Origin of the sequence: Buttiauxella sp. WJP83 (assembly GCF_027594725.1) — a bacterium.
Lineage (GTDB): Bacteria > Pseudomonadota > Gammaproteobacteria > Enterobacterales > Enterobacteriaceae > Buttiauxella > Buttiauxella selenatireducens.
This window is the reverse complement of the sequence record NZ_CP110080.1, coordinates 2,770,859-2,785,746: the sequence shown is the minus strand read 5'-3', so window position 1 is coordinate 2,785,746 and position 14,888 is coordinate 2,770,859. Positions and strand designations below refer to the sequence as shown.

The 14,888-nt window shown below is 52.1% G+C and carries 14 protein-coding genes; 10 read left to right on the top strand and 4 right to left on the bottom strand.

Features of this window, described 5'->3' with window-relative positions; all coding sequences use genetic code 11:
* Window positions 1–64 precede the first annotated feature (64 nt).
* The 4 genes from OH773_RS12880 to OH773_RS12865 all read left to right on the top strand — a co-directional run bounded on the left by OH773_RS12880 (window position 65) and on the right by OH773_RS12865 (window position 3,979).
* Complete coding sequence (locus OH773_RS12880; RefSeq protein WP_270139238.1) at window positions 65–616, top strand: NAD(P)H nitroreductase; 552 nt, start codon at window positions 65–67, stop codon at window positions 614–616.
* 118 nt (window positions 617–734) lie between these two features.
* On the top strand, window positions 735–1,778 hold the full coding sequence (gene selD / locus OH773_RS12875) for a selenide, water dikinase SelD (protein WP_270139237.1): 1,044 nt from the start codon (window positions 735–737) through the stop codon (window positions 1,776–1,778).
* Between the two features lie 4 nt (window positions 1,779–1,782).
* Entirely contained in the window at window positions 1,783–3,771 is a 1,989-nt protein-coding gene (locus OH773_RS12870) for a DNA topoisomerase III (RefSeq protein ID WP_270139236.1), read from the top strand.
* Window positions 3,698–3,979, top strand: a complete 282-nt coding sequence (locus tag OH773_RS12865; RefSeq protein WP_270145853.1) for a YnjH family protein — start codon at window positions 3,698–3,700, stop codon at window positions 3,977–3,979. Before OH773_RS12870 ends, OH773_RS12865 begins: the two co-directional genes overlap by 74 nt.
* Here OH773_RS12865 and OH773_RS12860 read toward each other — a convergent pair.
* Both OH773_RS12860 and xthA read right to left on the bottom strand, forming a co-directional pair.
* Window positions 3,939–4,352 carry a pyrimidine (deoxy)nucleoside triphosphate diphosphatase gene (locus tag OH773_RS12860; protein ID WP_270145851.1) on the bottom strand — a complete coding sequence of 138 codons (414 nt, stop codon included), beginning with the start codon at window positions 4,350–4,352 and terminating at the stop codon, window positions 3,939–3,941. The two genes, OH773_RS12865 and OH773_RS12860, sit on opposite strands and share 41 nt — an antisense overlap.
* Window positions 4,353–4,527: 175 nt before the next feature.
* Complete coding sequence (gene xthA, locus OH773_RS12855; RefSeq protein ID WP_183271778.1) at window positions 4,528–5,334, bottom strand: exodeoxyribonuclease III; 807 nt, start codon at window positions 5,332–5,334, stop codon at window positions 4,528–4,530.
* A gap of 424 nt (window positions 5,335–5,758) precedes the next feature.
* Between xthA and astC the strand changes: the two genes are divergently transcribed.
* From astC to spy, 6 genes are all read left to right on the top strand, one after another.
* Window positions 5,759–6,979: a succinylornithine/acetylornithine transaminase gene (gene astC, locus OH773_RS12850; protein ID WP_270139235.1), complete on the top strand. Its 1,221-nt coding sequence runs from the start codon at window positions 5,759–5,761 to the stop codon at window positions 6,977–6,979.
* On the top strand, window positions 6,976–8,010 hold the full coding sequence (gene astA, locus OH773_RS12845; protein ID WP_270139234.1) for an arginine N-succinyltransferase: 1,035 nt from the start codon (window positions 6,976–6,978) through the stop codon (window positions 8,008–8,010). Before astC ends, astA begins: the two co-directional genes overlap by 4 nt.
* Complete coding sequence (gene astD / locus OH773_RS12840; RefSeq protein WP_270139233.1) at window positions 8,007–9,479, top strand: succinylglutamate-semialdehyde dehydrogenase; 1,473 nt, start codon at window positions 8,007–8,009, stop codon at window positions 9,477–9,479. Before astA ends, astD begins: the two co-directional genes overlap by 4 nt.
* A 2-nt stretch (window positions 9,480–9,481) precedes the next feature.
* Window positions 9,482–10,810: an N-succinylarginine dihydrolase gene (gene astB, locus OH773_RS12835; protein WP_270139232.1), complete on the top strand. Its 1,329-nt coding sequence runs from the start codon at window positions 9,482–9,484 to the stop codon at window positions 10,808–10,810.
* An 11-nt stretch (window positions 10,811–10,821) separates the two neighbouring features.
* A complete protein-coding gene (gene astE, locus OH773_RS12830; protein WP_270139231.1) occupies window positions 10,822–11,787 on the top strand; it encodes a succinylglutamate desuccinylase in 966 nt (321 codons plus the stop codon).
* Between the two features lie 307 nt (window positions 11,788–12,094).
* The gene (gene spy, locus OH773_RS12825; RefSeq protein WP_270139230.1) at window positions 12,095–12,583 is read left to right on the top strand and encodes an ATP-independent periplasmic protein-refolding chaperone Spy; all 489 of its coding nucleotides are present in this window, start codon (window positions 12,095–12,097) and stop codon (window positions 12,581–12,583) included.
* Between the two features lie 101 nt (window positions 12,584–12,684).
* On the opposite strand, the gene hutG is transcribed toward spy, so the two are convergent.
* Window positions 12,685–13,482 (bottom strand): N-formylglutamate deformylase, encoded by a 798-nt coding sequence (gene hutG, locus OH773_RS12820; protein ID WP_270139229.1) that lies wholly within the window; start codon window positions 13,480–13,482, stop codon window positions 12,685–12,687.
* Entirely contained in the window at window positions 13,466–14,695 is a 1,230-nt protein-coding gene (hutI, locus tag OH773_RS12815) for an imidazolonepropionase (protein ID WP_270139228.1), read from the bottom strand. Before hutI ends, hutG begins: the two co-directional genes overlap by 17 nt.
* Window positions 14,696–14,888: the final 193 nt, after the last annotated feature.

Sequence of the window (14,888 nt, the reverse complement as noted above, 5' to 3'; positions counted from 1 at the left end):
GCGCTGTAACAAAATCACCTGCTGTGTTAATTTCGCTGATTAAAATCATTACAGGAGTTATCAAATGGATGCACTTGAACTACTTCTTAACCGTCGCAGCGCGTCACGCCTGGCAGAACCCGCTCCTGCAGGTGAAGCGCTGGAGAATATTATTCGTGCAGGTATGCGCGCCCCTGACCACGGTACCTTGCAGCCGTGGCGCTTTATCGTGATTGAAGGCGAAGGTCGCGAACGCTTCAGTAAAGTCATGGAGCAAGCGGCCATTGACGAAGGGCAAGACGAAAAGGGCATCGAAAAAGCGCGTACTGCGCCATTCCGCGCGCCGCAAATTATCGCGGTTGTCGCTCATTGCGATGACAATCATAAAGTCCCGGTCTGGGAACAGGTGGTTTCAGCCGGTTGCGCAGTGATGGCTATGCAGATGGCGGCGGTCGCGCAGGGCTACAACGGCATCTGGCGTACAGGCATCTGGACAGAAAGCGAAGCGGTGCGGGAAGCGCTTCATTGCCGTGAACAAGATGAAGTGGTCGGCTTCTTATATCTGGGCACACCGCAACTCAAAGCCTCTACAACGGTCAGTGTGCCGGACATCACTCCGTTTGTGCGTAAATTCTAAGCAAACGCGCAAAAGGTGTCTGGATTGTGACCAGAAACGGCGCAATTCAGACACGTAGTCTTACCTCCTCGTCATTTGAGCGCTACCATAGAGCGATTGCCAATGACAGGAGATGTCCATGAGTGAGCAAACCGTTCGTTTGACGCAGTACAGCCACGGAGCTGGTTGCGGCTGCAAAATTTCCCCGAAAGTTTTACAAACTATTCTGCACTCTGAGCAGGCTAAATTTGTCGATCCCAACTTACTGGTAGGAAACGAAACCAGTGATGATGCGGCGGTTTACGATCTGGGCAACGGCACTTGTGTCATCAGCACCACCGACTTCTTTATGCCTATCGTCGACGATCCCTTCGACTTTGGGCGCATTGCTGCCACCAACGCGATTAGCGACATTTATGCGATGGGCGGCAAACCGATTATGGCTATCGCTATTCTGGGCTGGCCAATCAACACCCTGAAACCTGAAATCGCGCGTAAAGTCATCGAGGGCGGGCGTTTTGTTTGCCAGCAAGCAGGGATCTCTCTTGCAGGTGGTCACTCTATCGACGCCCCTGAACCTATCTTTGGCCTTGCCGTCACCGGCATTGTTCCCACTGACCGCGTGAAGAAAAATAGCTCCGCCACCGCGGGCTGCAAACTGTTCCTCACCAAGCCACTCGGTATTGGTGTGTTGACCACCGCTGAGAAAAAATCGCTTCTCAAACCAGAACACTACGGCCTCGCAGCAGAAGTGATGTGCAAGCTCAACAAGCCGGGTGCTGAGTTTGCTGATATCGAAGGCGTCACCGCGATGACCGATGTCACCGGTTTTGGTCTGCTGGGACACCTGAGCGAAATGTGCCAGGGCGCAGGTGTTCAGGCGGAAATTTGGTTCGATAAAGTCCCTAAATTGCCTGATGTTGAAGACTATATCGCCCAGGGCTGTGTGCCAGGCGGCACCTCGCGTAACTTCGCCAGCTACGGTTACCTGATGGGCGAAATGACCCAGGCGCAGCGTGATTTGCTTTGCGACCCGCAAACGTCAGGCGGCCTGCTGTTGGCTGTTGAAGCCGACGCAGAAGCCGCGGTTGCGGCGGTTGCTGAAAAGAATGGCATCAAACTGACTGCCATTGGCGAGCTGAGAACTGCTCGTGGCGGTCGCCCGATGATTGAGATTCGTTAGTCGGATGCGTCTGTTTATTGCCGAAAAACCCAGCCTTGCTCGTGCTATAGCCGATGTGCTACCCAAACCTCATCGTCGGGGTGATGGATTCATTGAGTGTGGCAACGGGCAAGTGGTGACCTGGTGCATCGGTCACTTGCTGGAACAGGCTCAGCCGGATGCTTATGACGGACGCTACGCACGCTGGAATCTGGCCGATTTGCCGATTGTGCCGGAAAAATGGCAGTTGCAGCCGCGGCCATCGGTCACCAAACAACTCAACGCCATCAAAAAATTGCTCGTGCAAGCTGACGAAGTGGTTCATGCAGGTGACCCGGATCGCGAAGGGCAACTGCTGGTGGACGAAGTGTTGGACTACCTGCAACTGGCGCCGGAAAAGCGTCAGCAGGTGCAACGTTGTCTGATAAATGATCTCAACCCGCAGGCCGTTGAACGAGCGATCACGCGTCTGCGCGCCAACAGTGAATTTATCCCATTGTGCGTATCGGCACTTGCGCGTGCGCGTGCCGACTGGTTGTACGGTATCAACATGACGCGCGCCTACACCATTCTTGGGCGTAACGCGGGTTATCAGGGCGTGCTGTCTGTCGGGCGCGTTCAAACGCCCGTGCTTGGTCTGGTGGTGCGTCGTGATGAAGAAATCGAGAATTTCGTCGCCAAAGACTTCTTTGAAGTAAAAGCGCATATCGTTACGCCTGCGGATGAACGCTTTGTTGCCACCTGGCAGCCGAGCGAATCCTGCGAACCGTATCAGGATGAAGAAGGGCGTTTATTGCATCGCCCGCTAGCGGAGCATGTGGTGAAGCGCATCGGCGGCCAGCCAGCTATCGTCACGGCCTATAATGATAAACGGGAATCAGAAGTTGCTCCGCTCCCGTTCTCTCTTTCCAGCCTGCAAATTGAAGCGGCAAAGCGCTTTGGTTTAAGTGCGCAGAACGTGCTGGATATTTGCCAGAAACTATACGAAACACACAAGCTGATTACGTACCCGCGTTCGGATTGCCGCTACTTGCCGGAAGAGCATTTTGCGGGTCGTCATGCGGTGCTCAATGCGATTAGCGTTCATCAGCCGGATTTGCTGCCACAGCCTGCGGTTAATACCGACCTGCGTAACCGTTGCTGGGATGATAAAAAAGTCGATGCTCACCACGCGATTATTCCCACCGCACGTAGCTCGAAGATCTCGCTTTCAGAAAATGAAGCTAAAGTTTACAACCTGATCGCCCGACAATACTTAATGCAGTTCTGTGCCGATGCGGTGTTCCGTAAATGCACCATCGATCTCGATATTGCCGGTGGCAAATTTAACGCTAAGGCGAGATTCCTTGCGGAAGCCGGCTGGCGCACGTTGCTGGGCAGTAAAGAGCGCGATGAAGAGAACGATGGCACGCCGTTGCCAGTGGTTGCTAAAGGTGATGAGTTGCTGTGTGAAAAAGGCGAAGTGAATGAACGTCAAACACAGCCACCGCGCCATTTCACCGATGCGACATTGCTTTCAGCCATGACCGGGATTGCCCGTTTTGTGCAGGATAAAGATCTGAAAAAGATCCTGCGTGCGACGGATGGCCTGGGAACTGAAGCGACCCGTGCTGGGATCATTGAGCTGCTGTTCAAGCGTGCTTTCCTGGTGAAGAAAGGGCGTTACATTCATTCATCGGATGCCGGACGTGCATTGATTCACTCGCTCCCTGAATTGGCTGCACGGCCAGATATGACGGCGCAGTGGGAATCGACGCTGACGCAAATCAGTGAAAAGCAGTGTCGTTATCAGGACTTCATGCAGCCGCTGGTTCAAACGCTGTATGACTTGATTCACCAGGCGCGCACTAAACCGGTACATCATGCGTTCAAAGGGGTGAAAGCACCTCCTGAGCAGGAAAAAAAGCGCAAGCAATGGGCTAAAAAAGAGGGTAGTGATGATGCGAATAAAAAACCTGCTCGCCGCCGCCGTAGTGCTGATGATGAGCCTGCCGGGGATGGCGCAGCGTCTTGATCCACAGGTAGACATTTCGGTGCCGCCAGAAGTCTTCAGCTCGCAAGGTCAACGTGCGGCACCGTGTAGTCAATGCTGTATCTATCAGGATCAAAACTATTCTGAAGGGGCAGTGGTGAAAGCCGATGGCGGTGTTTTACTGCAATGCCAACGTGATGAGAAAACCCTCAGCACGAATCCTTTAGTCTGGCGTCGCGTAAAGCCATAAACGCATGTAGTAATGGGATATCTGCCGGGGCGAGAGGGTAATTCAATGCCTCGGCAGGTAAACACCAAATCAATTCACTGTGGCAAAGCGCCGTTAACTCCCCGCTAAATTCGCGCACATTCCACGCGTGAAGATGAATGATTCGTCCGGAGACTTCACGCTGGTGGCTGGCAACGTAATCACCCACAACGGCTTGAATCGCCAATTCTTCTTCCAGTTCCCGCGCAAGGGCGGCAGGTTGCGATTCATTGGCATCGACCTTACCGCCAGGAAACTCCCACAAACCCGCCTGATCGCCGCTTTCCGGGCGGCGCGCCAGCAAAATTTTACCGTGCTGCTCAATGATTGCAGCAACCACATCAATGGTTTTCATCATACCAATCCATTTTTACAGCGTGGCATATACCCGTCATACTTCAAGCTGCTTACGCGTTGGCTGCATCCGCTCACCCCAGTCACTTACTTGAGTAAGCTCCTGGGGATTTACGGCTTTGCCGCCTTCAAGCAACTCGAATTATTTTGGGTATAGATGTCCCTTAACCCAAAATTTAAAGCTTAAACTCAGCCCAGACAGGCGCGTGGTCAGACGGTTTTTCCATGCTGCGAATATCGTAATCAATACCCGTTGCCACACAGCGCTCAGCCAATGGATGGCTTGCCAGCAGCAGGTCGATACGCAGGCCACGGTTGTCATCAAAGCCTTTCGAGCGATAGTCAAACCACGAGAACTTGTCGTTGGTTTCAGGGTTAGCGTGGCGGAATGTATCCACCAGACCCCAGCTTTTCAGCCTTTCCATCCACTCACGTTCTTCCGGAAGGAACGAACACTTACCGGTACGCAACCAGCGCTTGCGGTTCTCTTCGCCAATGCCAATGTCCAGATCCGTTGGGCTGATGTTCACATCGCCCATAATCAGCACCGGACTGTCTTTCTTCAGGTCGCTGTCGAGGAAGTTTTGCAGATCCTGGTAAAACTTCGCTTTCGCCGGGAATTTGGTCGGATGGTCGCGGCTTTCCCCTTGTGGGAAGTAACCATTAATCACCGTCAGGTTGCCTAATGGCGAAGGGATTTCAGCCATGATGAGTCGGCGCTGCGCTTCTTCATCGTCGCCTGGGAAACCACGGCGGACAGAAATCGGTGTCTCTTTGGTTAACAACGCCACACCATAATGGCCTTTTTGACCATGATAAAAGACGTTGTAGCCAAGCTTCGCGACATCTTCGAGCGGGAACATGTCGTCATGGACTTTCGTTTCCTGCAAACCGATAACATCGGGTTGATGCTGTTCAACAATGGCTTCTAGTTGATGAGGGCGGGCGCGCAGGCCGTTGATATTAAAAGAGACGAATTTCATAAGTCGCTGCCGTAGTTACTTAACAATGTTGCAGGATGGTAGCAGAAAAAGTGCCAATGTGCTGATTCCACATTGACGATGAATATTACCGAGCAATATCTGCACCAAAATGTGCCGCTTCGCGCCAATATGGTGCGTAAACGCTGTGCAAATCCCAGCATCGATCACAAATCCAGTATTAAATTTTACCACTGCATAATATTTCTCGTTTTCATGCGGCGATCCATACGCGACCATAAAACTATGCACTATTTATTCATTTTATGTGAATAGAGTCATTTTGTAACTCATTGATTTAACGACCACGACCCTCCTGTATGCATTTTTATCGCTGGCTGGCACGAAGCGTGCAATCTACATTTACAACGCAAACACTCAATTATTTAACATATAAATAACCTTTTATTTACCGGATGAGGTCGCTATGTCGCAGTCAATTACCCGCCAGAATTTCGACGAATGGATGATGCCCGTTTATGCTCCTGCTTCTTTTATTCCGGTACGTGGGGAAGGGTCGACGCTTTGGGATCAGCAAGGTAAAGATTACATTGATTTTGCGGGTGGGATTGCCGTTAACGCCCTCGGCCACGCCAATCCTGAATTGCGCAAAGCACTGGAAGAGCAGGCGGCAAAATTCTGGCATACCGGCAACGGTTACACCAACGAGCCGATTCTGCGCCTGGCAAAACAGCTGATTGATGCCACCTTTGCTGACAAAGTTTTCTTCTGCAACTCTGGTGCGGAAGCCAACGAAGCCGCACTGAAGCTGGCACGTAAATATGCGCATGATAATTTTGGCCCGCAGAAAAGCGGTATCGTCGCCTTCAAAAACGCGTTTCATGGCCGCACGCTGTTCACCGTTTCGGCGGGTGGGCAACCGGCATATTCACAGGATTTTGCGCCGTTACCTCCGCAAATCAGCCACGCCATTTATAACGATCTGCAATCCGCCAGTGAACTGATTAATGAAAATACCTGCGCGGTGATTGTTGAACCAATACAGGGTGAAGGTGGCGTTGTTCCTGCTGATCCTACCTTCCTGCAAGGGCTACGTGAGTTGTGCGACCGCCACAATGCGGTGTTGATTTTCGATGAAGTGCAAACCGGCGTTGGGCGCACGGGTGAACTCTACGCCTATATGCACTACGGCATCACCCCTGATGTGCTTTCGACTGCGAAGGCGTTAGGCGGCGGCTTCCCGATTGGCGCAATGCTGACAACGGACAAATTCTCCAAAGTCATGGTCGTGGGCACCCATGGCACCACTTACGGCGGTAACCCGTTGGCAGGTGCAGTGGCAGGCCGCGTGATGGAAATCATTAATACACCGGACGTGCTCAATGGCGTTAAACAGCGTCATGACTGGTTTGTCGAGCGTTTAAACAAGATTAACCAGAAGCATAAATTGTTCAGCGAAGTACGTGGATTGGGGCTGTTAATTGGCTGCGTTCTGCAACCAGAGTACAGCGGAAAAGCTAAACTTATCTTACAGGCGGCCGCTCAGGAAGGCTTGATGATGCTCATCGCTGGCGCGAATGTGATTCGCTTTGCTCCAGCCTTAATTGTCAGTGAAGCCGAAGTACAAACCGGGTTGGATCGTTTTGAGCGCGCTTGCGAACGCTTTTTAGCGGGAGAGCAATCATGATGGTTATCCGTCCGGTTGAGCGCGGCGATTTATCCGGGCTGCTGGCGTTGGCGGGTAAAACAGGTGGCGGGTTGACCTCGCTGCCTGCGGATGAAAAAACGCTGTCGGCACGTATCGAACGCTCAATTCATACCTGGCAGGGTGGCCTGCCAAAAGGCGAACAGGGCTTTGTTTTTGTCCTGGAAGACACATCAACCGAGCGCGTAGTGGGTATTTGCGCCATTGAAGTTGCGGTCGGGTTAAACGATCCCTGGTACAACTACCACGTTGGCACGCATGTTCACGCGTCCAAAGAGTTGAATATCTACAACGCGTTACCGACGCTTTTTCTCAGCCACGATCACACCGGTAGCAGCGAGCTTTGTACGCTATTCCTTGATGCCGACTGGCGCAAAGAGGGCAATGGTTACCTGCTGTCTAAATCGCGCTTTCTGTTTATGGCCGCTTTCCGCGATCGCTTTAACGACAAAGTCGTCGCTGAAATGCGCGGCGTGATTGACGAGCATGGCCATTCACCGTTTTGGGAAAGTCTAGGCAACCGCTTCTTCTCGATGGAATTTAGCCGCGCAGATTATTTGTGCGGTACCGGACAGAAAGCGTTTATCGCGGAGTTAATGCCGAAGCATCCTATTTATACCGATTTCCTCTCGGAAGAAGCGCGGGCGGTGATTGGTAAAGTCCATCCGCAAACGGCACCTGCGCGAGCGGTTCTCGAAGCCGAAGGTTTCCGCTATCGCAATTACGTGGATATTTTTGACGGCGGGCCAACGCTTGAATGTGATATCGACCGGGTCCGTGCGATCCGCAAAAGTCGGCTGGTTGAAGTCGTCATTGGGCAACCGGCAACCGAAGAGCTGCCGATGTGTCTGGTCGCCAATGAAAAATATAATGAATTCCGTGCCATGCTTTTCAAGGCGAATCCGAAAGGTGACCGGCTGATTATTGATGCGAAAACTGCGGATGCCCTGAAATGCAGCACGGGCGATAAAGTTCGTCTGGTGCGTTTGTGCCCCGAGGAGAAAAAAGTATGACTCAGTGGATTAATGGACAATGGATTTCCGGTCAGGGCGAAGCGCTGCAAAAGCACAATCCTGTCAATGGTGATTTGCTCTGGGAAGGCCTTGCTGCTGATGCGCAGCAGGTTGAGCAAGCATGCCATGCGGCACGTGCCGCATTTCCGGCATGGGCCAGACGCCCGTTTGCCGAACGCCAGGCCATCGTCGAAAAATTTGCCGCGTTACTTGAAGCCAACAAAGAAGTATTAACGGTCACTATCTCCCAGGAAACCGGCAAACCGCGCTGGGAGTCAGCCACTGAAATCACGGCGATGATCAACAAAATCGCTATCTCGATTAAGGCTTATCACACCCGCACAGGTGAAACACACACCACGATGCCTGACGGTGCGGCGACATTACGCCATCGCCCACACGGTGTGTTAGCGGTCTTTGGTCCGTATAACTTCCCCGGACACTTGCCGAATGGCCACATCGTACCGGGTCTGTTAGCGGGAAATACGCTGGTGTTTAAACCCAGCGAACTGACACCGCTGATTGGTGAGTTGGTCATGAAACTTTGGCAGCAGGCCGGTATTCCTGATGGTGTGCTGAACCTGGTGCAGGGCGGGCGCGAAACAGGTCAGGCTCTGGCACAGCAACCTGGGCTTGATGGTTTGCTCTTTACCGGCAGCGCCAACACGGGCTATCAACTTCATCGCCAGTTTGCCGGGCAGCCGGAAAAAATTCTTGCTCTGGAAATGGGTGGCAACAACCCGCTGATTGTTGAAGAGCCTGAAGATATCGATGGCGCTGTGCATCTGGTGATTCAGTCAGCATTTGTCACCGCTGGGCAGCGTTGTACCTGTGCGCGTCGCTTGTTGGTAAAACAAGGTGCTCAGGGCGATGCGTTTTTAAGTCGTCTGGTTGAAGTGGCTGCGCGGATCCGCCCGGATGCGTGGGATGCGTCACCGCAGCCGTTTATCGGTGGGCTGATTTCGGTACAAGCCGCAGAACGCGTATTGACGGGCTGGCAGGAGCATATCGCACGCGGTGGGAAACCTCTGCTTGAGCCAAAGCTTATCAAATCGGGTTCTTCATTACTGACGCCGGGCATCATTGAATTAACCGGTGTGGCAAACGTGCCGGATGAAGAAATTTTTGGCCCGTTACTGACCGTGTACCGTTATGCCGATTTTGACCAGGCAATAGCGATGGCGAATGACACCCGTTACGGACTGGCAAGTGGACTGATTTCGCCGCATCGTGAACAGTTCGACCAGCTCGTGCTGGAAGCTCGCGCCGGGATTGTTAACTGGAATAAGCCTCTTACGGGGGCGTCGAGTGCGGCACCGTTTGGTGGAGTGGGTGCTTCGGGCAACCATCGCGCCAGTGCCTGGTATGCGGCAGATTACTGCGCGTGGCCAATGGCAACACTGGAAAGCCCATCATTCCCGCTGCCTGCGACACTGAGCCCAGGACTTGATTTCAGCCGTGAGGAATAAACATGAAAACGCGTGAAGTCAATTTCGATGGGCTGGTGGGGTTAACCCACCATTACGCGGGGCTGTCTTTTGGCAACGAAGCCTCCACTAAACATCAATTCCGCGTCTCCAATCCTAAGCTTGCCGCTAAACAAGGCTTGCTGAAGATGAAAGCATTGGCGGATGCGGGTTTTGCGCAAGGCGTTATTGCGCCGCAAGAAAGACCCAATATTCCGCTGCTGCGCCAACTGGGTTTTAGCGGCACCGACGCACAAATTGTTGAGCGGGTAGCAAAACAAGCGCCGCAATTACTGTCGGCGGTGAGCTCCGCTTCTTCTATGTGGGTGGCGAACGCCGCGACAGTCTGCCCATCGGCTGACAGCATCGATGGCAAAGTGCATTTCACGGTGGCGAATCTAAACAATAAATTCCACCGTGCCAGCGAAGCGCCGATCACCGAAAATGTGTTGCGAGCTATCTTCCGTAACGAGCAGCATTTTTCTGTTCATGCGGCATTGCCGCAAGTGGCGATGTTTGGTGACGAAGGGGCGGCAAACCATAACCGTCTCGGTGGGGCGTATGGTGAACCTTCAACCCAACTGTTTGTGTATGGACGAGAAGAGGCCAAAGCCGGGCAAGTTCCGGCACGTTATCCAGCGCGCCAGACCCTCGAAGCAAGCCAGGCGGTGGCAAGGCTTAACCAGGTTAAACCCGATTTATTGGTTTATGCCCAACAAAACCCTGCGGTTATTGACCAGGGGGTTTTCCACAATGATGTAATTGCCGTGTCGAATCGTCAGGTGCTGTTCTGCCACGAGCACGCTTTTTTGCATCAACAGGCGCTGTATCAGCAGTTACGCGAACGAGTACCAGGCTTTATGGCCATTGAAGTGCCGACAAATAAAGTTTCCGTTGCCGATGCTGTGAGCACTTACCTGTTTAACAGCCAGCTACTGAGCCGTGAAGATGGCAGCATGACGTTGGTGCTCCCGGAAGAATCACGCCAGCATGCTGGCGTATGGCGTTATCTCAACGAGGTGCTGGCGGCAGATAACCCAATCAGCGAGCTGAAAGTGTTTGATCTGCGCGAAAGTATGGCAAATGGCGGTGGGCCTGCGTGTTTGCGCCTGCGCGTGGTGCTTAACGAAACGGAGCTTCAAGCGTTGAATCCAGCGGTAATGATGAACGACACACTGTTTGTTACGCTCAATAATTGGGTGGACAAGTGGTATCGTGATCAATTAACGCAAGCCGATTTAGCCGACCCGCAATTACTGCGAGAAGGGCGCGAAGCACTCGATGAGCTGACGCGTATACTAGACTTAGGTTCTGTTTATCCGTTTCAACTCTAACTGGAGGCACAATGCTGGATTTCCTGGCACAGACCCTGGCAGGGAAAGTGCCAACCCATAGCGCAGGTAAGAATGCTCATCTTCATTGGCAATGGTGGGATGAAGGCATCGTGACCTTGATTCCGCATCAGGCTGTGGAGCAGACGCTGGTATTGTCGGCTGGCATCCACGGTAATGAAACTGCGCCCGTCGAAATACTCGCACAGCTGGTGGATAGTCTGCTGGCGGGTGAAACTGCGTTGAAGTGGCGTGTACTGGTGATCCTTGGCAATCCTGCGGCCTTACGGAGCAATCAGCGCTATCAGCATAGTGATATGAATCGCATGTTTGGTGGACGCTGGCAGCAATTTCCAGAAAGCATTGAAACCCAGCGAGCCTGTCGTCTGGAACATGCGCTGGATTTGTTCCTGGCCCAGTGCGAGGAGACGACTTGCTGGCATCTGGATATGCACACTGCGATTCGCAGCTCGTATCACCCTCGATTTGGCGTGCTACCCGCGCGTGCGCAGCCTTACGATGAGGCGTTCCTCTCATGGTTAGGCTGTGCGGGCTTACAAGCGTTGGTATTTCATCAGGCACCGGGCGGCACTTTTACCCATTTCAGCAGCGAGCATTTCAACGCGCTGAGTTGCACACTGGAGCTGGGTAAAGCGCAGCCGTTTGGTGAAAACGATCTCAGCCAGTTTGAAGTGACAAAACAAGCTTTGCAGGCATTGCTGAGTGGTGGAACTTCGCCGTGCGCTGACAGCGAACCGCTACGCTATAAAGTGGCACAGCAGATAACGCGCAACAGTGATGATTTTGTCTTGCATATGTCGGCACAAACGCAAAACTTTACCGCTTTCCCGAAAGGCACTTTGCTGGCAGAGGATGGTGATACGCGTTATGTGGTGAAAGAGGATAGCGAGTTCGTGTTATTCCCGAATCCTAATGTGGCAATTGGCTTGCGAGCTGGATTAATGCTGACTGAGATTTAATTATTTATTGGCCTCAGACCTTGAGGCCAATTATATACAGATAAATCTTAGTGATATGCTTTCACCTCGGTATTAATTGCTATACACTCTCTTCATAATTTCTTTAAAATCATTGCCTTGTTATATTTTGTTGCAATTCCCCTCCGTTTTATCCTTATTATCTCCATAATTGCTGAAAATTTGTTTTTTCCCCTTTCAATGCTTTACCGATGAGCACTGTTACTTGACGCATAACCCCGTAAACTTAATTTCGTCAACGCGGCAACCTCGTCGCAGAAAAATCCAAATTAAGATGAAGGATAATAATATGCGTAAATTAACAGCTCTCTTTGTTGCTTCAACTCTGGCTATGGGCGCGGCGAATCTGGCTCATGCAGCTGACACCACCACGACAACAGCGACAAAAACTGATGCACCGATGATGCACCATAAAGGCATGCGTGGTGGCCATCACGACATGATGTTTAAAGACCTGAACCTGACCGACGCACAGAAACAGCAGGTGCGTGACATCATGAAAGAAAGCCGCAGTAAAATGGAGCGCCCATCCGTCGAAGAACGTCGTGCAGCACACAGCATTATTGCCAGTGACAGCTTCGATAAAGCCAAAGCCCAGGCGCAGGTAGATAAAATGGCCGAGCAAAACAAAGCTCGCATGATGGCTCATATGGAAACGCAGAATAAGATCTACAACATTCTGACGCCTGAGCAGAAAAAACAGTTTAATGCTAATTTTGAGAAGCGTCTGACAGAACGTCCTCAACATGAAGGTAGAATGTCAGCAGATCAGGAATAACTCATTTACTGATTAACTGATTTAAGACCGCCGGTTTTGTCCACAATAGTGCTATTGCCTATTTTGGCCAGGACCGGCGGTTTTCTTTTACCCGTCATACATCAGGCAATCTGCTGTGCGCTGCTCAACATCGAACGAACCAACTGTTCAAGCAGCTGTTGCAGTTTTTCTGCACGATCTGAACGCCAGGCAAATGGCGCTTGCTCATCCATATAATTGCATTGCGCCAGTTCCAGTTGAACGGCGTGGATCCCTTGCGCGGGTTGACCGTAAGCGCGGGTAATATATCCGCCTTTAAAGCGTCCATTTGCCACCCAGCTAAATTGCTTTTGCGAGGCGGCACACGCCACCAGATGCTCTTCAATTAGCTCGTCGCAACTCTTGCCACCGTTGGTGCCGAAATTAAGATCGGGCAATTTTCCCTCAAACAAACGAGGGATCTGACTGGCAATAGAATGTGCATCGAACAACAACGCGTAGCCATGCTCGGCTTTCATTCTTTCCAGTTCGGTTTGTAATTGCAGATGATAGGGCTGCCAGATAGTGTCCAGCACAGCTTTACGTTGCTCCAGGCTCGGTTCTTTACCTGGGATAAATACGGGAGTCCCATCAAACAATGTTTCGGGATATAGACCCGTGGTGGCGGTGGTATAGAGCGGTTTATCGTCGGCAGGGCGGTTTAAATCGATAACCATGCGCGAATAATTGCCAATAATCACGCTGCCACCCAGGCTCGTGGCGAATTCATAAAGTTTCGGTATATGCCAGTCGGTATCAGGCAATGGCTTTGCTGCCTCGCTTAATGCCGACTCAACTTCCGGCGTTAAAGCTGTGCCTGCATGGGGAATGCTGATAAGGATCGGCAGTTTCCCTCGGCTGAAATTAAAAGGTGCTGTCACGTTTCTCTCCCTGATAAATCACGGTGCAGGGCAATTGCCCCCCTAACCAATAGACCAGTTCTGCGGGACGTGCCACGGGCCAATGCACAAAGTTTGCAACTTTTCCGCATTCAAGGCTGCCATGGCTTTCACGGATCCCCAGAGCCTGCGCGGCATGCAGCGTTACACCGGCTAACGCTTCTTCAGGCGTTAAGCCAAACAGGGTGCAGGCCATATTTAACATGAGACGCAATGACAGAGCCGGAGATGTACCTGGATTCATGTCGCTGGCGACGGCCATCGGCACGCCAAATTGACGGAATGAGGCGACAGGCGGTTGTTGCTTTTCACGCAACAGATAAAACGCCCCTGGCAGCAAAACTGCAACGGTATTTGCTGCGGCCATTGCCTGTGCGTCAGCAGCGGTTGCATATTCCAGGTGATCGGCGGATAACGCCTGGTAACGCGCTGCCAGGCTGCTGCCTGCGAGGGCGGAAAGTTGTTCGGCGTGGAGTTTTACCGGCAGGCCTAACGCACGAGCGGCAGCAAAAACGGTTTCAGTTTGCGCGGGGCTAAACGCCAGATGCTCGCAAAATGCATCGACCGCATCCGCCAGTTTTTCGTTTGCGACGCGCGGTAGTAACTGCTCGCACACCACTTCAACCCATTTGTTACCGTCACCGCTGAACTCCGGCGGGATCGCATGCGCCGCCAGACAGGTGGCATACACTTCTACCGGGAACGTTTCGCCCAGCCTGCGAATAACGCGCAACATTTTGATTTCGTTGTCGATATCCAGCCCATAACCGGACTTGATTTCGACAGTCGTCACGCCTTCTTTCAGCAAATGCTCCAAACGTTGGCGAGCTGAGTTAAGCAATTCATCTTCATGCGCTTCACGCGTGTGGCGAACCGTGGAGAGGATCCCGCCGCCCTGAGCCGCAATATCCGCGTAACTCACGCCGTTAAGACGCATTTCAAATTCAGCGCTACGGTCGCCACCAAACACCAGGTGGGTGTGGCAATCGATAAAACCTGGGGTCACGATTCCACCATCAAAATGATGATGTTCCTGAGCGGTTATTTCGGGGAGTTCGTCACGGGCACCCAGCCAGACTATTTTCCCCTGGTGTACCGCGATAACACCATCTTCAATGGTGTGGTATTGCCCATCCTTCATTGTTACCAGCGATGCACCGCTCCACAGGCTGTCTATGCTGCGAGGGTAGGTCATGACATTCTCCACATCAGGTTGTATAGACAATTGACAACAACCTAGCGCAGCATTGATCGTTGAGCAACTCCACTGCATCCAAAGCCCAGGGCAAAACATCATTTTGTCGCCTGCCACACAATTTTTTGGCAAACGGTGAATCGTATTAAAATTTGGTTTGCGTTAGCTCGAATTAATCGCTAAATCATTGGCA